Here is a 21,824-nt window from a genome sequence, read left to right as displayed (position 1 = left end):
TCGCTGAAAGAACCACACGGACAGGAAAAATGCTCCACACGATTTCGGCCTTCGACCGCCTCGGCGAGGAAAATGCGTTCGCGGTGCTGGCGCGTGCCACGGCACTTGCCCATCAGGGCCGCGACATTGTCAATCTCGGCATCGGCCAGCCCGACTTCAAGACGCCGCAGCATATCGTCGAGGCCGCGATCAAGGCGCTGCGCGACGGCCATCACGGCTATACGCCGGCCAACGGCCTGCTGGCGACGCGCGAAGCGGTGGTCCGCCGCACGCTGGCCACTACCGGCGTCGAAGTCTCGCCCGAAGCGGTGATGATCCTGCCCGGCGGCAAGCCGACCATGTTCGCGGCCATCCTGATGTTCGGCGAGCCGGGCGCCGAAATTCTCTATCCCGATCCCGGCTTTCCGATCTACCGCTCGATGATCGAGTTCACCGGTGCTGCCCCCATCCCGGTGCCGATGCGCGAGGAGAACGGCTTTGCCTTTTCGGCTGCGGAGACCTTGGCGCTGATCACCCCGAAGACCAGGCTGCTGATCCTCAACTCGCCCGCCAATCCGACCGGCGGCGTCACGCCTCGCGCCGAGATCGAAAAGCTGGTCAGGGGGCTGCAAGCGCACCCGGACGTCGCCATCCTCTCCGACGAGATCTACGACGTGATGACCTATGACGGCGAGACGCATTGCTCGTTGCTCGCCTTCCCCGAAATCCGTGACCGGCTGATCGTGCTCAACGGCTGGTCGAAGACCTGGGCGATGACCGGCTGGCGCATGGGCTGGTCGATCTGGCCGAACGGAGACAAGGGCGCGCATCTCTACGACAAGGTGCGCAAGCTGGCGGTCAATTGCTGGTCCTGCGTCAACGCACCGAGCCAGTATGCCGGCATAGCCGCCATCGACGGCCCGCAGGACGATGTCGACAAGATGATGCGCGCCTTCGACCGCCGCAGGAAGGTCGTGGTCGAGGGGTTGAATGCCTTGCCCGGCGTTTCCTGCATTACGCCGAAAGGCGCCTTCTATGCCTTCCCCAATGTTTCCAAGACCGGCTGGAAGGCTAAGAAGCTCGCCTCGGCGCTGCTCGATGATGCCGGCGTGGCGCTGATCGGCGGCCCCGATTTCGGCATTCTCGGCGAAGGCTATGTCAGGCTGTCCTACGCCAATTCCGAGGAGAACATCCTGCGTGCGCTGGAGCGGATCGAGGCGTTCCTGGCGAAGTGAGGACGACGAAAGGAGAAGCCAGATGTTCTATGCCATTCTTGCCTATCACGAGGAAGAAGCGATTACGGCACTGACGCCTGAGCAGGATGCGGCGCTGATGACCGATCTTCTCCAGATCAACGATCGGCTCTACCGGCAAGGCACCCTTGGGCCGGCGGCCCGGCTCGGCGCGACACAAGACGCCTGCACCTTGCGCGGGCCAGGCACCGGAATGGTTATCGACGGCCCCTTCGCCGAGACCAAGGAACAATTGCTGGGGCTCTATGTCGTCGACTGCGCCAACCGTGACGCCGCCATCGACATTGCGCGCGACCTTCGCCGCGTCAATCCGACCGCCGTCTACGAAATCCGCCCGATTTCGCTATATTTACCCGGCGTGCCGCTTCCGGTCACGCGGCCCTGATTTAGGACCGGGTTGAGACTAATTTACCCTCGCCCGACAAATGGCATCTTCGTCGCCATCACGGTCATGAACAGCACGTTGGCGTCGAGCGGCAGGCTGGCCATATGGAGGACGGCATCGGCGACGCGCTCGACATCCATCACCGCTTCGGCGGCAATGGTGCCGTTGGCTTGCGGCACGCCGACCGTCATCGCTTGCGCCATGTCGGTCAGCGCGTTGCCGATGTCGATCTGGCCGCAAGCAATGTCGAAGGGCCTGCCGTCCAGCGCCAGCGTCTTGGTCAGCCCGGTGATGGCGTGCTTGGTCGCCGTATAGGGCACCGAGCCCGGCCGTGGCGCATAGGCCGATACCGAGCCGTTGTTGATGATGCGGCCGCCCATCGGCTGCTGCCTGCGCATGGCGCCGAACGCGGCGCGAGCACAAAGGAACGAGCCGGTGAGATTGACCCCGACGATGTCGTTCCACACGTCGACCGGGATGTCGTCGATCAACGTCGATTTGTAGCTCGTGCCGGCATTGTTGAAGAGCAGGTCGACGCGCCCGAAAGCCGCAGCCACCGTCTCGAACAGATCGTCGACCTGATCGGCCTTGCTGATGTCGCAGGCGAAGGCCAATGCCTTGGCCTGCGTCGGCCCGGCCGCGGCGATCGCATCCTCCAGCACCGGCTTGCGGCGACCGCAGAAGACCGTGTTCCAGCCGGCCTTGAGCAGCGCTGTGGCGACGCTTTTGCCGATGCCCGTACCGGCGCCGGTGACGATGGCGGTTTTATAGTCGGTCATGGCTGTACTCCCTGAAAGGGATGAGGCATCGCAAATGACGGGAACCATGGCAAGCCGGCCCAAAGCCTGTGCTCACAAAAAGGGCGGCCGTTGGCGACCGCCCCTGATCCGAACCGCGCTTGGGAGGAGGAAAGCCGATCCGACTGCCTGAATCATGCGCCCACCGGATTAACGAGAAGCTAACGCGAATGCCGCCGAGTTCTCCGAGGCTCTCCCCTTCAAGCTACCAGCGCGAACCGGTCACCGGCTTGGCCGTGCTGCCCGCTGCCGGCACCTTCGCCGCCGTCACCGTCGCCTCGACATGGTCGACCAGCGCATCCGGCAGGCCGAGACGGCCGGCAAGCAGGTCGAGATAGCCGCGTTCGGCCCGCGTGTCCGGATCGATGGCAAGACGCGAGGCGGTGTAGAGTTCCAGCTTTTGCGCATCGGTCTTGGCCCCGGCGATCAGCACATCCACATCGAGCGGCGCCTCCAGTTCCGACATCAGGAATTTCTCCGCTTCGGCGCCGACGCCCGCTAGGCTGAGCTTGCCGGCGATCTTCTGCCGCTCTTCGTCATCGACGTGACCGTCGGCCTTCGCCGCCGAGATCATCGCCCTGACCAGCGTCAGCGTGAATTCGTCTTCGCCCTGCGGCGCTTGCGACGGATGGAAGGCGGTATCGGCCGGCGGCGGCAGCAATTCCGGTTCGCCTGCAGCTTGCGTCTCGGCCGGCGCGTTGCCGTTCTTGTAGTTCTGGTAGGCCTTGTAGGCGAGGCCGCCGATCGCAGCCAACCCACCAAGCTTCACCGCCGCACCGGTGACCTGACGGCCGGGGCCGGTTCCGAGCAGCACCGCGGCCAGCGCACCGGCGGCAAGCGGATTGTCCTTGGCCATCTGCACCGCCTGCCCCGCCTTGTCGCGGGCGGTCGATCCGGTGCCGGGAATTTGCGAGCCGAGCAGATCGTCGAGGAGCTTCTTGGGATCGAACATCTATGCCTCCAGAATTGGCCCGGCCGAAGGTGCGCGGGCAGGTTTGGACGTCGAAGACCTAGGTCCCGCAGTTTGACATTACAATGACGCGGCGCGTCCTTTTGCCCGCTGCCACGCATGACCTCGCACCGACATCTGCTTGGATTTCACGCGGAAATCACAGTGCTGCAGCCTCCTTCCGCGCCCAAAAAACATGCGGCGCTCTGGACATTGGACGTGTCGAAACCGCCCCCGACTTCGACTAGTGTCGCGGCATGTCGCTTGGGAGGAGCCTGGCATGACCGATGAGACAGACCGCCAGCCGGCACGCGACCCCCAGGAACTGGAGCGCCTGTTGATTTCACGGCAATGGGTCGGAGACATTGACGGCATGGCCGCGCTTTTCGAGCAGCATGCCGTCATCGACAGCGGTGGCGGACAACTGACGTTCGGCCGCGAAGCCATCCGGGGGCTGTTCGCGGAGATCACCGCAACCGGCCGAAAATTTCAGTCCGGAGATCAGCGCCCGGCTGTCGTCAATGGCGACCTGGCGCTCACCTCGACCCGGCTTCCCGATGGCACGATCACCACCGAGGTCGCGCGCCGGCAGAACGACGGGACATGGCTGTGGGTCATCGATCGTTTCTCTGTTGCTTAACGTAAAGTTGCTTAACGTGAAGCTAACTTCCGATGTGACGATCGCCGCGCGCTTGCGCCAGCTCGACCTGGTGCTGGCGCTCGGCGTAGCGGGCGCGATCTTCGTCCGAGCGGGCATCGAAGCAATGCGGGCATGAGATGCCGGCAGCATATTTCGGCGACAGCCGGTCTTCTGCAGCCAGCGGATGCCGGCAGGCGCGGCAGAGTTCGGCCTCGCCTTCGAGCAGCCCGTGCGATACCGAAACGCGCTCGTCGAAGACGAAGCATTCGCCTTGCCACAGGCTCTGTTCGGCGGGGACGTCCTCGAGATATTTCAGAATGCCGCCCTTGAGGTGGAACACATCCTCCAAACCGAGCGACTTCACATAGGCGGTCGCCTTCTCGCAGCGTATGCCGCCGGTGCAGAACATGGCGACCTTGCGCCCCTCGAGCTCATGCCGATGCTGCTCGACCCAGGCCGGGAATTCTCGAAAGCTGGCAGTGGCGGGATCGACAGCGCCCTTGAAGGTGCCGAGCGATACCTCGTAGGCGTTGCGCGTGTCGATGACGATGGTGCCCGTATCCGAGATCAGTGCATTCCAGTCGGCCGGCGCAACATAGGCGCCTGCACCTGCCGCCGGATCGATATTGTCCACGCCCATGGTGACGATCTCGCGCTTCAACCGCACCTTCATGCGGTGGAACGGCATCGTTGCGGCGCTGCTGTATTTGATCTCGAGGCCGGCGAGACCGTCGATGGATTCGAGATGATCGATGAGCGCGGCGATTGCCGCTTCACTGCCGGCGACCGTGCCGTTGATGCCCTCACGCGCCAACAGCAGCGTGCCTTTGATGCCGCGTGCGCAGCAGAAGGCGGCGAGCGGCGCGCGCAGCGCCTCGAAGGTGTCGAGCCGGGCGAAGCGGTAAAGCGCGGCAACGCGGAAGGCTTGGCTGGGCAGCGTCATCACCAAGCCACTAAACGCTCACGACAGCCGGATCAAGGCAGAGCCGGGTGCGGTCTGATCGCGGAGGTTTCGAACACCACGCGTGACATCGCGACACGCCGCGTTCCGTGGACAGAAAAACCGCCTTCTGCTAACCGGTCGACTTGATCAACAGAGGAGAGACGACGAATGCCCAGCACGACCGAAAAGCTCCTGTCGCTCCTCAACGGCCAGCCGGTCATACCGGTGCTGAAGATCGCCAATCCCGCCGACGCGGTGCCGCTGGCCCGGGCGCTGGCCAGCGGTGGCCTGCCGGTGATCGAGATCACGCTGCGCACCGCCGACGCGCTGGAGGCGATCCGCCGGGTGGCAGGCGAGGTCGAAGACGCCGTCGTCGGCGCCGGCACCATCCTGGACGCCCGCCAGTTCGGCGAGGCGGCGGCCGCCGGTTCGAAGTTCATCGTCAGCCCCGGCATCACCCGCGAGCTTCTCGCGGCAGCCAAGGACAGCGACGTGCCGTTGCTGCCCGGTGCCATCACGCCGGGAGAGGTCATGGCCGCCCGCGAAGCCGGCCTGCGCTTTCTGAAATTCTTCCCGGCCGAACAGTCGGGCGGCATCGCCTCGCTCAAGGCTTTCGCCTCGCCGCTTGCCGACGTGAAATTCTGCCCGACCGGCGGTATCACCGGCAAGAACGCCGCCGACTACCTCCGCCTGCCCAACGTCATCTGCGTCGGCGGTTCGTGGGTGGCGCCGGACGATCTGGTCAAGGCCGGCAAATGGGACGAGATCGAAGCCTTGGCACGCGCTGCGAGCAAGCTCGGGCGATAACGTCTTCTGCATCAAAAGCCGCCGCCGATCTGACCGATCCGGTTCGCCGGCTGGTTCCCGCTCATGGGCTCGAACCACGATTCGCGCCTTCAAAGGGCGCTGTCCTACCATTAGACGAAGCGGGAGAATGCCGATCAGTGGTTAGCATCCCTGGATGAAGGAAGCCAGTGCCGGCGGTGGAGGCAGCCGCGCGAGGTGCCCAGCGCGGCCTACTCGGTCTTGAAGCGGGCAACCGACATGAACTTGACGGCTTTGCCGGTGAACCGGTTTGCGTCGGCCATCTCGTTGCCCGGTTGGAAGCCTATCGTATAGACCTCGCTCGGTGCCGTACGGACGAAGTCGTAGGCGTAGCGCGGCGCCGTTGTCGCATCTGAAACGGTTGCGACATACTCACCGCTGTGCAGCGCCCACCGGGCGGCCTGCGGCGCGGCGGCGACCACCACCGGCTTGGGGCCGGGCTTCAGGTCGCGGGCGGTGGCCCTGGGTTCCTTGCGTGTGGTCTTCACGCCCGCTCCGATGACGGCAGCCGGATCGGAGCCTGCCGGGCGGGCAACGATGGCCTCGCGCGGCGATGCCCCGTCGCTCGATGCCCCGTCGTCGCTCGCCGGTTCCTCGAACACCGATGCTTGCTCGGAAAGCGACGCGACCTTGTATTCGTCGGTCGCGCTGACCCTTTCCAGAACGGCCTTGACCTCGTCGGGCTGGGAACTGTCGGGCCGCGCCGACGGCAATACCGAGAATGCGTCGGTGGCGGTGTTGCTCCGCTCGGCCGCACTCGCCAGCGCCAGCAACACTTGCTTGTCCTGCGGCGCAAGACCCACCGGCGAAAGATCGGCCGGCAGCGAATGATCGGGCCGCCAGCTCGGCACGGGAATGTTGTTTGCAGCGACCTGCACCGGGCCGGCCGCAGCAGACGGGTCTGCTATGCCGAACGGAACATTTGCCGGTGCCACACTGGCCGGCGTCACGCTTGCCGGCGCTTGCGCGGTCGCCACCGCCTGTTCAGTCGATCCAGCCGCATCCGCCACGCCGAACGGAACGTTTTCAGGCGGCTGGGCGCCGACGTCGGTCTTCGGACGCGGAGCAAAAGCCGGCAGCGGGATGCTGCGGGCAGGCAATGCCGCGATGATCGTCTCCGGCGTGTCGTTCTCCGGTTCAGGCGCAGGCGCCGGAGCATCGGCGACTTCCGGAATCTGAGCGCGCTTGGCATCCTGAGGCGCCACGATGGCAATGCCAGGCAGGTTGCTGCTCTTGGCGGACGGCGCCGGCTTCACGTTACGGGGCTTTGGCGCCGGCTCGGCCATCGCCACATCGGCGCTGTCGTCCGCCTCGTCGTCGCCACCGCCGAAGAGGGCTGCCAGGAACCCACGGGATTTTTTGGCACCGCCGCTTGCGCTGGCGAGTTCGATGGCCGGCGCGCCGGCGCCCTTGCGGGCTTTGTAGGAGGCGAGCGCCTGTTGATAGCCAGGCAGCGGCTTGCCGTCGCTCGGCACATGCAGCGTCTTGCCGTTGGGGAACACGCGCGCCAGTTCCTGGCGGCTGATGCCGGGCCAGTGGCGTACATTGCCGACATCCATATGCACGAAGGGCGAGCCGGAGCTGGGATAGTAGCCGACGCCGCCGCCCTGCATCCTGAGGCCGACGTCGCGCAGCTTCTTCAGCGGCACGCCGGGAATATAGAAATCCATCGCCCTGCCGAGCATGTGCTGGCTCTTCTCGGCGACGCCCCTGCTGCGGCTGCGCAGCATCGAATTCGTGGCCGGCGAACGATAGCCGCAGACGACCTGGATGTAATCGGTGGCGCCGCTCTCCCGATACGCTTCCCAGACCAGATCCAGCAGGCGCGGATCCATCTTGGTCGGCTCGTTGCGGCGCCAGTCGCGCAGGATGATGTTGATCTTTCGCAAGCCCGCCTGGTCGTAGCGGCCATTGCGCTTGTAGACGATCTCCGCCTTTTCATGCGTGTGGAGATGATAGAGCTTCAGCGAACGTGTCTCGGCGCTGGCGCCGGTTGCCGCCGCTGCAAGGAACCCGACGGCAACAATCACCGCTGCCAGCCATCTCGGCCAGACGCTCATGTGATAATGCCGCCCGTTTTCGTGTCGTTCGATTCTGTTCAAATCAAAAGGCCTTGCAGGCTGCCGTTTTGTCCCCGGATTTGACCAAACGGATGCGTGGTGTGTGCATCCGAATATCGATCCTAATGGTTAATCATCGCTTATTGAAGCCGAAATGCGGTAACACGGTGGCGATATCCCGCCAAAAATATTGCGCAGGATATCTTGGTAAACCGCTGGTTTAGATCATGTTTTGGCGCCAGCTCGAAACACGATCTGTTACCGTCCGCCTTAATACGTGAACACTGTGGCGAACACATCATTTCGAGGCGCAGTTGCGTGGAATGATGTCCGGATGAGAACCGGCTTGGCCCTGTGACTCAGGAAGCGAGCCGTTCGACGCGGCCGGTTTCCGGGTCGATGCCGTATTCCTTGAGCTTGCGGTAGAGCGTCGACCGGCCGATGCCGAGGCGGCGGGCGACTTCGCTCATCTGGCCGTTATAGTGATCGATGGCGAGCTTGATCATTTCGAGTTCGACGTCGGCCAGCGCACGCACATTGCCGCGCTCGTCGAGCGCCCGCAGCGTGCCGAAACGAGGCTTGGCTGGTGCATCGGCGTCGGCGGCTGCGATGCCGCCAGCGGCCGATATGTTGTCGCGCGGCTGGCTGCCCGAAGCCACTCCGGAAGCTGGCCACCCTGGAGTTGGCCCCCCTGAAGCTGGCCACCCTGGAGCTGGCAAGGCGATACCCGAATCGAGATTGACCGTGCCCTCGACTTGCGCCCGGATCTGCGGGAATTCTTCTTCGGTCAGCATGTCGCCGTCGGCGAGCACCGAGGCCCGGAAGACGGCGTTTTCGAGCTGCCTTATGTTGCCCGGCCAGTCATAGGCCTGCAGCATGGCAAGCGCCGCAGCCGAGATGCCTCGCAGGCGGTGGCGCGGATCGGCGGGCGCCACCTTCTCCATGAAGTGCTCCACCAGATAGGGGATGTCGTCGCGACGGTCGCGCAATGGCGGCACGAAGATCGGATAGACGTTCAGCCGATAGAACAGGTCCTCGCGGAACTTGCCGTCCTTGACCTGCTGCAGCAGGTTGCGATGGGTTGCCGAGATCAGCCTGATGTCGACCCTGACGGCCGAGCGCCCGCCAACCGGATCGACCTCGCCGTCCTGTACGGCGCGCAACAGCTTGACCTGCACGTCGAGCGGCAGGTCGCCGATTTCGTCAAGGAACAGCGTGCCGGTGTGCGCTTCGACGAACTTGCCGGTATGTTTTTCGGTGGCGCCGGTGAACGAGCCCTTCTCGTGCCCGAACAGGATCGATTCGACCAGATTGTCTGGGATGGCGCCGCAATTGACGGTGACGAAGGGTTTCGAGCGGCGGTCGCCGCTGCCCTGGACGGCGCGCGCCACCAGTTCCTTGCCGACGCCGGATTCACCTTCGATCAGGATCGGAATGTTGGACGCCGCCGCCTTGCGGCCGAGCCGGATCACCCGATCCATCGCCGGACTGTGGGTGATCATGTCCTTGAACGTCAGATGGCCGCCGCGCTGCCGTGACGAGCGCTTCACTTCGCCTTCGAGCGCTTCGACCTTGAGGGCGTTGCCGATCGACGCCTGCAGCCTGTCGGGAGAGGCCGGCTTGACGACGAAATCGAAGGCGCCGTGACGCATTGCCGAAACGACGGTTTCGATGCCGCCCTGCGCGGTCTGCACGATGACGGGAATGTGGATGCCGCGCTCGCGCATCGCCTTCAGCACGCCGATGCCATCGAGGCCCGGCATCATCAGGTCGAGGATGACCACCGACACGTCGCGCGCATTGGGCCCGTCGACGAGATCGAGACCGGCCTCGCCGCCATCGGCGACGATCGCGGTGTGGCCGAATTTCGTCACCGCCGCCTCGAGCAGCCTGCGCTGCACGGGATCGTCATCGACTATGAGTATGGAAGCTGCCATGACTGATCCGACCGTGCCCGCCCGAGAATGCGCCCTATGGATCATCTTGGCACAGGGTTCTAAATAAGCTTTCAAAAAACCCGGTGAATGAATTCCTTAGGATTTGACCGGCTTCTCGTTTCCTCGAATTTTTGTGTCTGGAAGGATCGGCAATGCGCATGGTTTTTGCTCGAAAGCTGGCGGCGGCGCCCGGTCAGGGCGTGGCGGAGCTTGGCGACCTGCCGGAATGGAATCTGGCCGATCTCTATTCGGGCATGGAAGCGCCCGAGTTGAAGCGCGACATCGCCAAGTCCGCCGCCGATGCCATCGCCTTCGAGAGCCGTTGGAAAGGCACGCTCGCCGCCGAGGCCGGGCGTGGCAGCGCCGGCAGGCTGGGCGAGGCGCTTCAGGCCTATGAAGCGCTGGAGGAGCTGATCGGCCGGATCGTCTCCTATGCCGGGCTTGTCTATGCCGGCAACACGTCGGATCCGCAGCGCGCCAAGCTCTATGGCGACATCCAGGAAAAGATGACCGATGCCAGCGCGCACCTGCTGTTTTTCGCGCTCGAGCTGAATCTCATCGACGATAGCGCGATCGAAACCGCACTCGCCGCCGATCCGGCCTTCGCCCATTACCGGCCCTGGGTGCTCGATCTGCGCAAGGACAAGCCCTATCAGCTCGAAGACCGCATCGAGCAGCTCTTCCATGAAAAATCGATCACCGGGCGCGGGGCCTGGAACCGCCTGTTCGACGAGACGATGACCGATTTGCGCTTCGACGTCGACGGCGAGGAGCTGACGCTGGAGCCGGCGCTCAATCGCCTGCAGGACGCCGACGGCGAGGTGCGCCGCCGGGCGTCCGAGGCGCTGGCCACGACCTTCCGCAAGAATTTGCGCGTCTTCACGCTGGTCACCAACACGCTGGCCAAGGACAAGGAGATTTCCGACCGTTGGCGCGGCTTCGAGGACATTGCCGATTCCCGCCACCTGGCCAACCGCGTCGAACGCAGCGTGGTGGATGCACTCGCCGCCGCGGTTCGCGACGCCTATCCACGCCTGTCGCATCGCTATTACGCGATGAAGGCGCGCTGGCTCGGCATGGAGGTGATGAACCACTGGGACCGCAATGCGCCCCTGCCCGAGACCCCACAGGCGGTCATCGGCTGGGACGAGGCCAAGAACACCGTGCTTTCCGCCTACCAGCGCTTTTCGCCCGACATGGCGGAGATCGCCAGAACTTTCTTCGACCGCAACTGGATCGATGCACCGGTGAGACCCGGCAAGTCGCCTGGCGCCTTCGCGCATCCGACCGTGCCTTCGGCGCATCCCTATGTGCTGCTCAACTACATGGGCAAGCCGCGCGACGTGATGACGCTGGCGCACGAGCTCGGCCACGGCGTGCACCAGGTGCTGGCCGGCGGCCAGGGCGCCCTGATGGCATCGACGCCGCTGACGCTGGCCGAAACCGCATCGGTGTTCGGCGAAATGCTGACCTTCCGCTCGCTGCTCGAGCAGACCAACGACAAGCGCGAACGCAAGGCCATGCTCGCCCAGAAGGTCGAGGACATGATCAACACGGTCGTGCGCCAGATCGCCTTCTATGAGTTCGAGCGCAAAGTGCATGCCGAGCGCAGGAGTGGCGAACTGACCTCCGACAAGCTCGGCCAGTTCTGGTTGGAAGTGCAGGCGGAAAGCCTCGGGCCGGCGATCAAGCTGCGCGAAGGGTACGAGATTTTCTGGACCTATATCCCGCACTTCATCCACTCGCCTTTCTACGTCTATGCCTACGCATTCGGCGATTGCCTGGTGAACTCGCTCTACGCGGTCTACCAGAACGCCGAGCGCGGCTTTCAGGAGAAATATTTTGCCATGCTGCGCGCCGGCGGCACCAAGCATCATTCCGAGCTTCTGGCGCCGTTCGGCCTCGACGCGGCCGACCCTGCCTTCTGGCAAATCGGGCTTGGCGTGATCAGCGGACTGATCGACGAGCTGGAAGCACTGGACAATTGATGCGCAACACTGGGTGATGCGCAACACCGGGTGACCGGGTTTTCCAGAACAGTTTAGCTGCAATGCATATTGGCGATGGTTCTATTCTTGTCTTGGATATTTGTTCTTAAATAACTTTCCATGGAAGTTTTCCGTTAGATTCCCGTAAGCTGTATGATAGCGTCCGCCCTCAAGCTCAGCCGGGCATGAATGGGTCAGGTCGGAAAATCCCGACCGGTCATGGCGTGTCGGCGGATGCGACAACGGCTGTTGGCCAGGGGCAAACCGGTCGCCGACGGCTCGATCGAAGCCGGCTGTTCTGCAAATTGCGGAACCACCATCGAATGGTCCTTCGCCGAGGTCATGGCTCTACAGGCCAGGGCGGACGGATCGGATTGGAGAGAGAAAGACAATGGGCACTTTTTTCTACATGCTCCTGGCGTTCCTGGTAGGTGTGTTGGTTGGCTGGTTCATTTGGGGACGCCTGCGTGGCGAACTCGACAGTTTGCGCGGCGATCTAGACCGCACGCGCAGCGAACGCGACAGATTGCGGGCCGATAGCGACCGTCTGACCGGTGAGTTGGATGCATGCGGCCGCGCCCGCGCCGATCTCGAACGCCGGCTGGGCGAGGCGAAAACCACCCAGGCGCCAACCGCGAAGGCGGCAACAGCCAAGGCGCCAGCCGCCAAGACCGGCGCGACCAAAGCCGCGATGCAGGCGCCGTCAACGCTGATGTCGACATCCGCACCGGCCAAACCGGCGCCGAAGAAATCTGCAACGGCCAAAGCCGCGGCTGCGCCGCGCGCAACTGCCGCTAAACCGGCAACGCCGAAACCGGCCGCATCGAAAGCGACCACCGCGCCCAAGACTGTGCCAGTGGCAAGCAAGGCTGCGCCGGCGGCAAGCAAGACCGCGCCAGCGGCAAAGAAAGCCGCGACCGGCAAGGCAACAGCCGCGGCAGCAGGCAACGCCAACGATCTGCGTCGCCTGATCGGCATCGGCCCGACCAACGAGCGGCTGCTCAAAGGGCTTGGGGTCACGACCTATGCCCAGATCGCCGCCTGGACGCCCGACGACGTCAAGCGGATCGAGGCGACGTTGAATTTCGACGGCCGTATCGAACGTGAACGCTGGATCGAGCAGGCGAAACTGCTTGCCGCCGGCGACGAAAAGGAATTTGCGCGCCGCTTCCCGACCGCGGGAGAAGCCAGCAACACCTGATCCATCGCAGGCGGCATCTGGAACAAGGCGGCGCCCACTGGCGCCGCTTTTGTTTTTGCCGCCGCGCCTTTGCGTCTTGAGACGCCGTTCCCTCGATTGCGCACGGTCGAGCCCCCATATAGATCGATCGCTGGTGACCGCAGCATCCGAGCCTTATGTCCCTGCCCCTGCCCTTTGCAATTTTCAGGAACGACGAGACCGCGCGGCAGCTCGTTTTCGACCGGCCGGCCGAGATAATCGCAGCGCATGGCGAGGCGGATTTTTTGCCAGCGCTGGAAGCCGCGCAGGCTGCACATGACGGCGGCAAATGGCTGGCCGGTTATTTCTCCTACGAGGCCGGTTACCTGCTCGAACCCAAGCTCGTTCCGCTGCTGCCGGCCGGCCGCCGCGCCCCGCTTTTTTGCCTCGGCGTGTTCGACGCGCCAGTCGAGGAGACGATCGCGCCAGGCGATCTGCCGGCTAGCAACGGCCCAATCTTCGACGCCAAGGCAGCCTGGTCTTCGGACGACTACGCCAAACGCTTTGCCAGGCTGCATGACCACATCCGCAAGGGCGACTGCTACCAGGGCAATCTGACCTTTCCGGTCCATGCGCAATGGTCGGGCGATCCGCTGGTCGCCTTCAACGCGCTGACCGAACGCCAGCCGGTGAAGTATGGGGCCCTGGTCGCGCTCGGCGATCCGATCGTCTTGTCGCGTTCGCCCGAACTGTTCTTCGAGGTGGACGCGGAAGGCATGATCGAGACGCATCCGATGAAGGGCACCGCGCCGCGCGGGGCAACAAAAGCCGAGGACGATCGCCTGAAAGCGTTCTTGCGCAACGACGAGAAGAACCAGGCCGAGAACCGGATGATTGTCGATCTCCTGCGCAACGACATTTCACTGATCAGCGAGGTTGGCACGCTCGATGTGCCGGAGCTTTTCCGCATCGAGAGCTACCCGACCGTCCACCAGATGGTGAGCCGCGTGCGGGCGAAACTCTTGCCCGGCCTCGCCATCCGCCAGATTTTCGCCGCGCTGTTCCCGTGCGGCTCGATTACCGGCGCACCGAAGATCCGCGCCATGGAGATCCTGCGCGAGCTGGAAAGTGGCCCGCGCGATGTCTATTGCGGCGCCATAGGCTGGATCGCGCCCGGCGGCCGGATGCGCTTTTCCGTGGCGATCCGCACCATCTCGCTCTTTGCCAATGGCGAGGCGGTCTACAATGTCGGCGGTGGCGTCGTCTTCGATTCGACAGCCGAAGAGGAGTACCAGGAGTGTCTGCTGAAAGCCCGTTTCGCGACGGGAACACTGCCGATTTCGAACTGATCGAAACAATGCGCTGGGAACCCGGCTCGGGTTTCCTCCGTTTCGACCGCCATCTCGCGCGGCTTTACGGCTCGGCAAGCGAACTCGGTTTCGCCTGCGATCCGCAAAGGGTCGGCGAAGCGCTGATGAATGCGGTCGGCCACCAGCAGATCGCGTTGCGCACACGCCTCGTCCTGTCGCGCAAGGGCGAAGTCGCGGTTTCGGCGCAGCCCTACGAGCCGCTCGCCGCAGACAAGGTCTGGACACTTCAACTGGCACGGGTGCGGCTTGATTCGAGCGACACGCTGCTGCGTCACAAGACCAGCCGCCGACAACCCTATACGCGCGCCCGCGCCGAATATCTCGCCAGCCGCGCCGACGAGGTGCTGCTCGCCAATGAGCGCGGCGAAATCTGCGAGGGCACGATCACCAACGTCTTTGCCGATTTCGGCGACGGCGTGCTGGCCACGCCGCGGCTCGATTGCGGCCTGCTGCCTGGCGTCCTGCGCGGCGAACTGCTGGATCAAGGCCGCGCCGGTGAAGCGGTCTACACGTGGAACGAACTGCAATCGGCCAAGGCGCTGTTCGTCGGCAACTCGCTGCGCGGATTGATCCCGGCGCGGCTGGGCTGAAGCATCTGGAGACAACAATGTTCGTGGTTTCGCTGAACTACAAGGTGCCGCTGACCGAGATCGACCGCCTGCAGCAAGCGCATGTCGAGTGGCTGAAGGCCTGCTATGCGCAAGGCATCTTTGTCGCCTCCGGGCCAAAGCGGCCAAGGACCGGCGGCATCATCATCGCGCGCGGTCCACGCGAGAAGCTCGATGCCAGACTGGCGGACGATCCCTTCGCCAAGGCAGGTGCCGCCGATTACGAAATCACCGAATTCACGCCGAGAATGGCCGTTGCCGCACTGGAAGCCTACAAAGAAGCATGAGTTTCCGCCCACCGACCCACACACCCTATGACGGCTCGTCGAAACTGTTCACCATCGGGCTGAAGCCGCTCAATCTCGATAGCTGGATCGAGGTCGACGAATATCTGCTGCCCTATCTTGCCGAGAAACGCCGGCTTTACACGGAAATTCCCGACAAGGTTTTTGTCGAGGAGCAAGCAACGCGCGACGCCCAGCGCGAAGTGCTCGATCTGCTCGGTGCGCATCTGGCGGCGAACTTTCCTGAGACCCACAGGCGTACCGACAATGCGATCGAGGTGATCGGCGGCATCGACAATCTCGAGGGCTCAGGCACCTCAGCTTCTTTCAGCGATGCGCCGCTTGTCGCGGCCTCGTTGCTCGTCCAGGAGGATTTGATCCTGATGCGCCGCGACGACAGCGGCTGGCGTCTGGCGGCCGGCTCGCTCTGCTTCCCGTCGTCATGGTCGCTGACCGAAAAATTCGGCAAGCCGCTGCAGCAGATCCACGCGCCGGTACCGGGTTTCGGCTCTGGCACACGCCCGGCCGATCTCATCAACCGCATGTTCGACGGCCTCCAGGGCCAAGCCGTCGAGCGCTACAACTGGTCGATCCAGGCGGGCGGCGCGCTCTACCATCCGCTCTCCAACCTCGAACGCATCGACCGCGCCAGCAGTCGCCCGTCGAGATTCCCGGACGGCGACATCGACGCCCATGTCTTTATCCGGGTCGAGCGGCAGACGCTGAGAAAGCTCCCCGTTTCGGGCGACGTACTCTTCACCATCCGAATCCATCTCGACCCGCTCGCCGTGCTGGAACGCCACCCCGACCGCGCGGCGCTCGCGGCGTCCTTGGCCGAACAACTTCTGGCGCTGGACGAGGCACAACTCGACTACAAGGGGATGACCGCCGACCGTGACCGGCTGGTCGCGTGGCTCAGGGCGCTGGCGCTGTCCTAGAGCAGTTCATCGTCTCACGGAAACGCCGAACCGCTCTATCTCTTTGTTTCTGCGCAATCCCGGACGGAAAACCGTTTCACACCTTTCCTGGAATTGCCCTAAATCGCAGCCAGGCCCAGCAGCAGGATCGCGGACATCGCGGTAAAGACGGTGACGTTGACGTCCCACCGCCAGCCCGCCGGTCCAAACGGCGGCCGGAACGGCGGATAGCCGTTCTCGTCATACAGCACGCCGCCATAGATCGGCCGCGAGAGCATGGCCGCGAAGAATGCTCCATACATAGCCGCGGCCAATCCCCCGGCGAGATAGAGCCGCTCGGCTTCGAGTTGTCCCTTGATCCAGATAAGTCCGAGCGCAATCAGCGCCACACCGGTGTAGCTCAGCACCTGCCAGACGACATGAAACCGGGCGTGTGGGGTCCACAACGGATTGGTTGCATGTGTGGCGTTGAAGTCGGCTTTGATCGTCGCTACACCGTAGCCCACGGTCGCGACGCTCAGCAGAATTCGGGCAAGCAGATGACTATCGTAAGCGAGCTCCATCGCATTTTCCTCCCTTATGCAGGAACGACTTGAATGGCACCCTGGGCACAGAAGAGCTGCCCATCGGCCAGCCGCGCATAATTATGGACGATCCCCTTCTCGTGATCCTGCAACTGCACGATGAAGTTGCCGCTCTGCTCCGTCCAGCTCGCGAGCACGAGATTCGGGCGTACGCTGGTCAGGTCGACCTTGACCACCTCGTCGATTTCGGTAGTCCCGATCGACGCCTGGATATGCAATTCCTGCGGCGAGAAAAACGTCAGCCGTGGTACGAAGGGGCCGAAAACGCAGTCGAAAGTCTTGCCGACGAGCGAAGCTGGAAAAGCATCGGTTTCTGCCATCATCCTCTCCTTGGGCATGGCCGCTGCGGCCACGCCATTTGACGATTCTCAATGTCTAGTCGCAACAATCCTCTGAATATACGCCCTTGGAGCGCTCCAAGGAATACGATCCGCCTATTTCGGTTTTGAGTCAATAAAATTCTTGGAGCGCTCCAAAAAATGGTCTAACTCAGGAAAAACGAGTGAATCGCCAATGCCAACCCTAGCCGATGTCGGCAAGGCTGCCGGAGTTTCCAGGGGGACTGTCTCCAACGTCTTCAACCGGCCGGAGCTGGTCAGGCCCGAATTGCGCGAGCGCGTCGAAGCGGCCGCGCGAGCGCTCGGGTTTGGCGGCCCCGATCCGAAAGGACGATTGCTGCGGCACGGCAAGTTCAATGCCATCGGGTTCATGCCGCCTGGCGCCTACGCCATCTCCGAAGTGATGAGAAGCCCCTATGGCCGCGAGCTGGTGCTCGGCGTTTCGCTCGCCTGCGACGAGGCTGGAACGACGCTCAGCCTTGTAAACGGCACCGATGACACGCGCTTCGCCAGCATCCGCGATGCACTGGTTGACGGCTTTATCCTTGGTCACAGCGCCGACATTGGTCTCATAATTTCGGTACAGAGACGGCGTCTGCCCTTCGTCATTCTCGAAAGCGACGCGGGTCCCGACATCAATTCGATAAAGATCGACGGCAGGAGTGGAGCGGTTGCTGCCGTCCGGCATTTGATCGGGCTGGGGCACCGGCATTTTGCCATCCTTTCGGTGCGCCGGACTCCCGGCCCGCCGATTGTCCACATGCCCGGACAGGCAACGCGCCCGCTTCTGGCCGGCTTCCCGCTCGACGATGAAAGGCTCGACGGTTTCAAACAGGGTTTGGCGGAGGCGAATTTGTCGATCGACGATGTCCCGATCCTCGAGACGATCCCAGGCGAGCCATCTGCCGGAGCAGTGGTGTTCGACAGGGCGCCTGAAGCAACCGCGATACTGACCATGTCGGATTGGCAGGCAATCACGATACTGGACGAGGCGGTTCGCCGCGGCATAGACGTGCCGAGCCACGTATCGGTCGTTGGCTTCGATGGCACCGCTGAATCCGCACGCACCACGCCTCCGATGACCACTGTGGCGCAAGACGTGATCGGAAAAGGCAGGCTGGCCGCCCGAATGGTTCTTGACAATGAGGCCCCCCGCCAGGTCGTTCTGCCGGTAGAACTGGTGGTTCGAGCCTCCACGGCCGGGCCGAGGGCAAAAGTCCGCTGAAACGCACGGATGCGCCATCCGCATCAGGGGCGGCGCTGGCAGCGTCTTTTCGCTGAGCAGCGTCTGGCACTGAACGGGGCACAACTTGACTATAAGGGCCTGACAGCCGACCGTGACTGTCGGCGGAAGACAACTGTAACTTGTGGCTTGGGGGAACAATGATCCAGCATCTTGGCAGGCCGGTCACGTTCATGGCCGCGATCCTAGTACTGTCGACAGCAGCTGAGGCGGAGCCGGTGACTTATGCCGGCAAGCTTGGAAACAGCGATATCGTCGTCGAATTCACCGGCGACCCCGCGGCGCCCGGCGGCCCGCTGGCCGGCCGCTATTACTACCGCTCGAAGGGCGTCGATATCCCGCTGCAGGCCAGGTTGCAGAAGGGCAGCAAGTTCGAACTGGCCGAGGAGGAGGCATGCGGCGCCGATAATTGCGATGACGGAAAGGCCGCGACGATCGCCGCTGTGTGGCGCCTGGCCTCATCCAGTAACGGCAAGACCCTTGAAGGCAGCTGGAACGGAAAGAAGGCGCTGCCGCTCAGATTGGAACGGGTCGCAAGTCGGCAAGTGACCGGGAACGAGCCCAGCACCCCGCTCGATCTCTACGATTTCAGCTTCATGAAGTTCTTCGGCAATGACACGCCGCTCACCATGGAAACGTCCCCCTATGACTATCTGCGGATGGACACTCAGCTCGATAACGGCAAGACGATTGGTTGGCCGGACGCAACCTACCGCTATGTCGTCGACCCCCGCACCAAATTCGCCACGCCGCGCATTGTCGAACTGTCCGGCGACGTTCCGATCGAGGCCGCGAATGCTCTGCTGCAAGAGAGGCACTGGCGCGCAAACATCGGCGCACTGGGCTGCGTGGCGGCGCAATATGCCGGTTTCAACGAAGGCGGGCCGATTGACGGTATGAACGGCGGCACGCTCGGCGGCTATGAGGACAGCACATTCGAAGTGACCTCGCTGACTCCGCGGCTGATGAGCTGGCGGGAGTCCGGCAGCATCTTCTGCGGCGGAGCGCATCCGACCAACTATTCGGACGCCTACATCATGGATGTGCGGCGCGGCGTCCTGCTTGGCCTTCAGGACATTTTCTTGGATACGGTGGATGGCAAGCCCGGTCCTTCCCTCGCCTCCTTGGTCAAGCAGCGGCGCAAGAAACCGACCGATCAGACCGATATCGATCACGAAGCCGAATGCGGCATGGACGATCTCATCGGCGAATATTTGGCGGTCAGCCTCTGGCGTGAGGGCGACAAGCAGGTTCTGGTGTTCGGGCTCCAGACCCTGCCGCATGCCATCCAGGCCTGCGCCGGCGATCTGCTGGAACTGCCGGTCTCCGAGGCACGTAACCTCTTCAAGCCTGAATTCGCAAGACTGGTCGAGCCGTAGCCGGGATGGCGCAGTGTAACGCCGGCCGTCCGCTTTTCGCTTTATTGTGACAATGATCTATGGTTTGTCGCGCCGCGGCCAAGCCGCTGTTCCGAAGCGTTTTTTGAGGGAGTAATCGATAAATGGCGAATGAAAACTGGCCCGTTTACGGTGAGATCACCGGCCCTGTCGTGATGATCGGCTTCGGCTCGATCGGACGGGGAACGCTGCCGCTGATCGAGCGCCATTTCAAATTCGATAAGTCGCGCATGACGGTCATCGACCCGCGCGACACCGACCGCAAATTGCTCGACGAGCGCGGCATCACCTTCATGCAGGATGCGGTGACCAAAAAGAACTACAAGAAGCTGCTGACACCGCTTTTGACCAATGGCGGCGGCCAGGGCTTTTGCGTCAACCTGTCGGTCGACACTTCCTCGCTTGAGCTGATGAAGCTCTGCCGCAAGCTTGGCGTCCTCTATATCGACACGGTGGTCGAACCCTGGCTCGGCTTTTATTTCGACGAAAAGGCCGACAACGCCTCACGCACCAATTATGCGCTTCGCGAGACGGTGCGTACTGAAATCGCGAAGAACCCGGGCGGCACCACGGCGATCTCATGCTGCGGCGCCAATCCGGGCATGGTCTCGTGGTTCGTCAAGCAGGCACTGGTCAATCTCGCCACAGATCTTGGCCTCGACTTCTCGGAACCCGCGCAGCACGATCGCGAAGGCTGGGCCAGGCTGATGAAGAAGGCCGGCGTCAAGGGCATCCATATCGCCGAGCGCGACACCCAGCGCACCAAGAAGCCCAAGCCGATGAACGTGTTCTGGAACACCTGGTCGGTCGAAGGCTTCATTTCGGAAGGGCTGCAGCCGGCCGAGCTCGGCTGGGGCACGCATGAGGCGTGGATGCCGAAGAACGCCAAAAGCCACAAGAACGGTTCGAAGGCAGCGATCTATCTGGAGCAGCCCGGCGCCAATACACGCGTGCGCACATGGTGTCCGACGCCCGGCCCGCAATACGGTTTCCTGGTGACACACAACGAAGCGATCTCGATTGCCGATTTTTTCACGATACGCGGCAAGAAGGGCAAGGTGCAATACCGGCCGACCTGCCATTACGCCTATCATCCCTGCAACGACGCAGTGCTGTCGCTGCACGAGATGTTCGGTGTCGCCGGCAAGGCTCAGCCCGTGCATCACGTGCTCGACGAAAATGAACTGGTCGATGGCGTCGACGAACTCGGCGTGCTGCTCTACGGCCACGCCAAGAACGCCTACTGGTACGGCTCGCAGCTGTCGCTGGCCGAGGCGCGCAAGCTGGCGCCCTATCAGAATGCTACGGGCATGCAGGTCACGTCGGCGGTGCTGGCCGGCATGGTCTGGGCGCTGGAAAATCCCGAGGCCGGCATCGTCGAAGCCGACGAGATGGATTACAAGCGCTGCCTCGACGTGCAGAACCCATATCTCGGGCCGGTCAGGAGCTATTATACCGACTGGACACCGCTCGACAATCGGCCTGGTCTGTTTCCCGAGGATCTCGACACCAAAGACCCGTGGCAATTCCGCAACATCCTCGTTCGATAGCAGCATTGCCTCGACACTCCGCCAGCTTGCAATCGCCCGGAAATCGGGCGATTGAAGAGGGGCGGCCTAGAGCGACGTGCGTCCATTTGGACGCACAAAGTACGCTCTAGAACTTTGAATGTGCGCATCGTGCTTTCCGAAAATCGGATCGATTTTGGGCCGATGCGAGAGGAGAGGATCTTGAAGATGACGATTGCGCAAAGACTGCTTTCGGCTGGCATTGCCGCGGCCGCTACGGTCGCGTTGGCGGCCTGCACGACAACCGGCCCAGGCGAGCCGCCGGTGATCACGGCCAAGGGGGTTGAAGGCTCCTGGATCGACGCGCAGGGCACGGGCTTGTCGACCTTCAAGGGCGGCAGCTTCGCGACCGTCGCCACCGATACCGGCCAGAAGCTTGCCGATGGCAGCTACACCATGACCGGCGGCACCTCGGTCGAGATCCATGGTACGTCGCTGATCCGCCAGACGCCGATCAGCTTCAACTGCCTGATGGTCTCCACCAGCCAGCTCAATTGCACCAGCGCGAGCGGGCAGAATTTTGTGCTGACCAGGCGCACCTGAAATCCGATTCCGAATTTACTTTGCACAAGGGCGGCGGCTTCAAGCCGCCGTCTTCTT

At 63.1% G+C, this 21,824-nt stretch carries 21 protein-coding genes and 1 tRNA gene; 14 read left to right on the top strand and 8 right to left on the bottom strand.

The genetic code is table 11. The annotated features are described in order from the left end of the window. The first annotated feature begins 29 nt into the window (after positions 1–29). Positions 30–1,214: a pyridoxal phosphate-dependent aminotransferase gene (locus NKI18_RS03640; protein ID WP_352616217.1), complete on the top strand. Its 1,185-nt coding sequence runs from the start codon at positions 30–32 to the stop codon at positions 1,212–1,214. Between the two features lie 22 nt (positions 1,215–1,236). Further along, positions 1,237–1,617 (top strand): YciI family protein, encoded by a 381-nt coding sequence (locus NKI18_RS03635; RefSeq protein ID WP_254816974.1) that lies wholly within the window; start codon positions 1,237–1,239, stop codon positions 1,615–1,617. 23 nt (positions 1,618–1,640) lie between these two features. On the opposite strand, the gene NKI18_RS03630 is transcribed toward NKI18_RS03635, so the two are convergent. Both NKI18_RS03630 and NKI18_RS03625 read right to left on the bottom strand, forming a co-directional pair. Further along, positions 1,641–2,396 carry an SDR family oxidoreductase gene (locus NKI18_RS03630; protein WP_352448204.1) on the bottom strand — a complete coding sequence of 252 codons (756 nt, stop codon included), beginning with the start codon at positions 2,394–2,396 and terminating at the stop codon, positions 1,641–1,643. 223 nt (positions 2,397–2,619) lie between these two features. Beyond that, on the bottom strand, positions 2,620–3,366 hold the full coding sequence (locus NKI18_RS03625; RefSeq protein WP_352616219.1) for a tellurite resistance TerB family protein: 747 nt from the start codon (positions 3,364–3,366) through the stop codon (positions 2,620–2,622). A gap of 277 nt (positions 3,367–3,643) precedes the next feature. On the opposite strand from NKI18_RS03625, the gene NKI18_RS03620 reads away from it, so the two are divergent. Continuing rightward, positions 3,644–4,003 (top strand): YybH family protein, encoded by a 360-nt coding sequence (locus NKI18_RS03620; protein ID WP_352539344.1) that lies wholly within the window; start codon positions 3,644–3,646, stop codon positions 4,001–4,003. A gap of 22 nt (positions 4,004–4,025) precedes the next feature. Here the strand turns inward: NKI18_RS03620 and trhO are convergent, their stop codons facing one another. Further along, positions 4,026–4,946: an oxygen-dependent tRNA uridine(34) hydroxylase TrhO gene (gene trhO, locus NKI18_RS03615; RefSeq protein ID WP_502900648.1), complete on the bottom strand. Its 921-nt coding sequence runs from the start codon at positions 4,944–4,946 to the stop codon at positions 4,026–4,028. 168 nt (positions 4,947–5,114) lie between these two features. Here trhO and NKI18_RS03610 point away from each other — a divergent pair, with 168 nt between their 5' ends. Continuing rightward, a complete protein-coding gene (locus NKI18_RS03610) occupies positions 5,115–5,753 on the top strand; it encodes a 2-dehydro-3-deoxy-phosphogluconate aldolase (protein WP_352616223.1) in 639 nt (212 codons plus the stop codon). A gap of 51 nt (positions 5,754–5,804) precedes the next feature. Here NKI18_RS03610 and NKI18_RS03605 read toward each other — a convergent pair. From NKI18_RS03605 to NKI18_RS03595, 3 genes are all read right to left on the bottom strand, one after another. Next, positions 5,805–5,878, bottom strand: a tRNA-Gln gene (locus NKI18_RS03605). An 84-nt stretch (positions 5,879–5,962) separates the two neighbouring features. Then, a complete protein-coding gene (gene mepK / locus NKI18_RS03600; RefSeq protein WP_352616225.1) occupies positions 5,963–7,831 on the bottom strand; it encodes a peptidoglycan L,D-endopeptidase MepK in 1,869 nt (622 codons plus the stop codon). A gap of 359 nt (positions 7,832–8,190) precedes the next feature. Further along, a complete protein-coding gene (locus NKI18_RS03595; RefSeq protein ID WP_352616227.1) occupies positions 8,191–9,768 on the bottom strand; it encodes a sigma-54-dependent transcriptional regulator in 1,578 nt (525 codons plus the stop codon). Positions 9,769–9,920: 152 nt separating this feature from the next. Here NKI18_RS03595 and NKI18_RS03590 point away from each other — a divergent pair, with 152 nt between their 5' ends. From NKI18_RS03590 to NKI18_RS03565, 6 genes are all read left to right on the top strand, one after another. Beyond that, positions 9,921–11,756, top strand: a complete 1,836-nt coding sequence (locus NKI18_RS03590) for a M3 family oligoendopeptidase (protein ID WP_352616229.1) — start codon at positions 9,921–9,923, stop codon at positions 11,754–11,756. Positions 11,757–12,147: 391 nt separating this feature from the next. Then, on the top strand, positions 12,148–12,957 hold the full coding sequence (locus tag NKI18_RS03585) for a helix-hairpin-helix domain-containing protein (RefSeq protein WP_352616231.1): 810 nt from the start codon (positions 12,148–12,150) through the stop codon (positions 12,955–12,957). A gap of 155 nt (positions 12,958–13,112) precedes the next feature. After that, a complete protein-coding gene (locus tag NKI18_RS03580) occupies positions 13,113–14,264 on the top strand; it encodes an aminodeoxychorismate synthase component I (RefSeq protein ID WP_352616233.1) in 1,152 nt (383 codons plus the stop codon). Continuing rightward, entirely contained in the window at positions 14,213–14,875 is a 663-nt protein-coding gene (locus NKI18_RS03575; RefSeq protein ID WP_352616235.1) for an aminotransferase class IV family protein, read from the top strand. The genes NKI18_RS03580 and NKI18_RS03575 overlap by 52 nt, the downstream gene beginning before the upstream one ends. A gap of 17 nt (positions 14,876–14,892) precedes the next feature. Continuing rightward, positions 14,893–15,180: a YciI family protein gene (locus tag NKI18_RS03570; protein WP_352616237.1), complete on the top strand. Its 288-nt coding sequence runs from the start codon at positions 14,893–14,895 to the stop codon at positions 15,178–15,180. After that, the gene (locus NKI18_RS03565) at positions 15,177–16,115 is read left to right on the top strand and encodes a heme-dependent oxidative N-demethylase family protein (protein WP_352616239.1); all 939 of its coding nucleotides are present in this window, start codon (positions 15,177–15,179) and stop codon (positions 16,113–16,115) included. The genes NKI18_RS03570 and NKI18_RS03565 overlap by 4 nt, the downstream gene beginning before the upstream one ends. A 98-nt stretch (positions 16,116–16,213) precedes the next feature. On the opposite strand, the gene NKI18_RS03560 is transcribed toward NKI18_RS03565, so the two are convergent. Beyond that, positions 16,214–16,657, bottom strand: a complete 444-nt coding sequence (locus NKI18_RS03560) for a DUF6640 family protein (RefSeq protein ID WP_352454070.1) — start codon at positions 16,655–16,657, stop codon at positions 16,214–16,216. A 14-nt stretch (positions 16,658–16,671) separates the two neighbouring features. Next, positions 16,672–16,998, bottom strand: a complete 327-nt coding sequence (locus NKI18_RS03555; protein WP_352616241.1) for a MoaF-related domain-containing protein — start codon at positions 16,996–16,998, stop codon at positions 16,672–16,674. A 193-nt stretch (positions 16,999–17,191) separates the two neighbouring features. On the opposite strand from NKI18_RS03555, the gene NKI18_RS03550 reads away from it, so the two are divergent. The 4 genes from NKI18_RS03550 (at position 17,192) to omp10 (ending at position 21,767) form a co-directional block, all read left to right on the top strand. Continuing rightward, on the top strand, positions 17,192–18,241 hold the full coding sequence (locus NKI18_RS03550) for a LacI family DNA-binding transcriptional regulator (RefSeq protein ID WP_352616244.1): 1,050 nt from the start codon (positions 17,192–17,194) through the stop codon (positions 18,239–18,241). A 158-nt stretch (positions 18,242–18,399) separates the two neighbouring features. Next, positions 18,400–19,638 (top strand): hypothetical protein, encoded by a 1,239-nt coding sequence (locus tag NKI18_RS03545; RefSeq protein ID WP_352616247.1) that lies wholly within the window; start codon positions 18,400–18,402, stop codon positions 19,636–19,638. Positions 19,639–19,760: 122 nt separating this feature from the next. Then, complete coding sequence (locus NKI18_RS03540; RefSeq protein ID WP_352616249.1) at positions 19,761–21,206, top strand: homospermidine synthase; 1,446 nt, start codon at positions 19,761–19,763, stop codon at positions 21,204–21,206. A gap of 186 nt (positions 21,207–21,392) precedes the next feature. Then, positions 21,393–21,767, top strand: coding sequence for an outer membrane lipoprotein Omp10 (gene omp10, locus NKI18_RS03535; protein WP_023720183.1), 375 nt, complete (start codon positions 21,393–21,395; stop codon positions 21,765–21,767). Positions 21,768–21,824: the final 57 nt, after the last annotated feature.

It is taken from the genome of Mesorhizobium sp. M0800 (genome assembly GCF_040320095.1).
Classification (GTDB): domain Bacteria; phylum Pseudomonadota; class Alphaproteobacteria; order Rhizobiales; family Rhizobiaceae; genus Mesorhizobium.
This window is presented reverse-complemented; position numbering and strand designations above follow the sequence as displayed.

Coding starts and splice junctions, on each gene's coding strand:
- NKI18_RS03565 (WP_352616239.1), top strand. CDS start 15,177: ATGAGTTTCCGCCCACCGACCCACACACCCTATGACGGCTCGTCGAAA.
- omp10 (WP_023720183.1), top strand. CDS start 21,393: ATGACGATTGCGCAAAGACTGCTTTCGGCTGGCATTGCCGCGGCCGCT.
- NKI18_RS03555 (WP_352616241.1), bottom strand. CDS start 16,998: ATGGCAGAAACCGATGCTTTTCCAGCTTCGCTCGTCGGCAAGACTTTC.
- NKI18_RS03635 (WP_254816974.1), top strand. CDS start 1,237: ATGTTCTATGCCATTCTTGCCTATCACGAGGAAGAAGCGATTACGGCA.
- mepK (WP_352616225.1), bottom strand. CDS start 7,831: ATGAGCGTCTGGCCGAGATGGCTGGCAGCGGTGATTGTTGCCGTCGGG.
- NKI18_RS03550 (WP_352616244.1), top strand. CDS start 17,192: ATGCCAACCCTAGCCGATGTCGGCAAGGCTGCCGGAGTTTCCAGGGGG.
- NKI18_RS03545 (WP_352616247.1), top strand. CDS start 18,400: ATGATCCAGCATCTTGGCAGGCCGGTCACGTTCATGGCCGCGATCCTA.
- NKI18_RS03640 (WP_352616217.1), top strand. CDS start 30: ATGCTCCACACGATTTCGGCCTTCGACCGCCTCGGCGAGGAAAATGCG.
- NKI18_RS03620 (WP_352539344.1), top strand. CDS start 3,644: ATGACCGATGAGACAGACCGCCAGCCGGCACGCGACCCCCAGGAACTG.
- NKI18_RS03580 (WP_352616233.1), top strand. CDS start 13,113: ATGTCCCTGCCCCTGCCCTTTGCAATTTTCAGGAACGACGAGACCGCG.
- NKI18_RS03625 (WP_352616219.1), bottom strand. CDS start 3,366: ATGTTCGATCCCAAGAAGCTCCTCGACGATCTGCTCGGCTCGCAAATT.
- NKI18_RS03570 (WP_352616237.1), top strand. CDS start 14,893: ATGTTCGTGGTTTCGCTGAACTACAAGGTGCCGCTGACCGAGATCGAC.
- NKI18_RS03590 (WP_352616229.1), top strand. CDS start 9,921: ATGCGCATGGTTTTTGCTCGAAAGCTGGCGGCGGCGCCCGGTCAGGGC.
- trhO (WP_502900648.1), bottom strand. CDS start 4,946: ATGACGCTGCCCAGCCAAGCCTTCCGCGTTGCCGCGCTTTACCGCTTC.
- NKI18_RS03630 (WP_352448204.1), bottom strand. CDS start 2,396: ATGACCGACTATAAAACCGCCATCGTCACCGGCGCCGGTACGGGCATC.
- NKI18_RS03540 (WP_352616249.1), top strand. CDS start 19,761: ATGGCGAATGAAAACTGGCCCGTTTACGGTGAGATCACCGGCCCTGTC.
- NKI18_RS03595 (WP_352616227.1), bottom strand. CDS start 9,768: ATGGCAGCTTCCATACTCATAGTCGATGACGATCCCGTGCAGCGCAGG.
- NKI18_RS03560 (WP_352454070.1), bottom strand. CDS start 16,657: ATGGAGCTCGCTTACGATAGTCATCTGCTTGCCCGAATTCTGCTGAGC.
- NKI18_RS03610 (WP_352616223.1), top strand. CDS start 5,115: ATGCCCAGCACGACCGAAAAGCTCCTGTCGCTCCTCAACGGCCAGCCG.
- NKI18_RS03585 (WP_352616231.1), top strand. CDS start 12,148: ATGGGCACTTTTTTCTACATGCTCCTGGCGTTCCTGGTAGGTGTGTTG.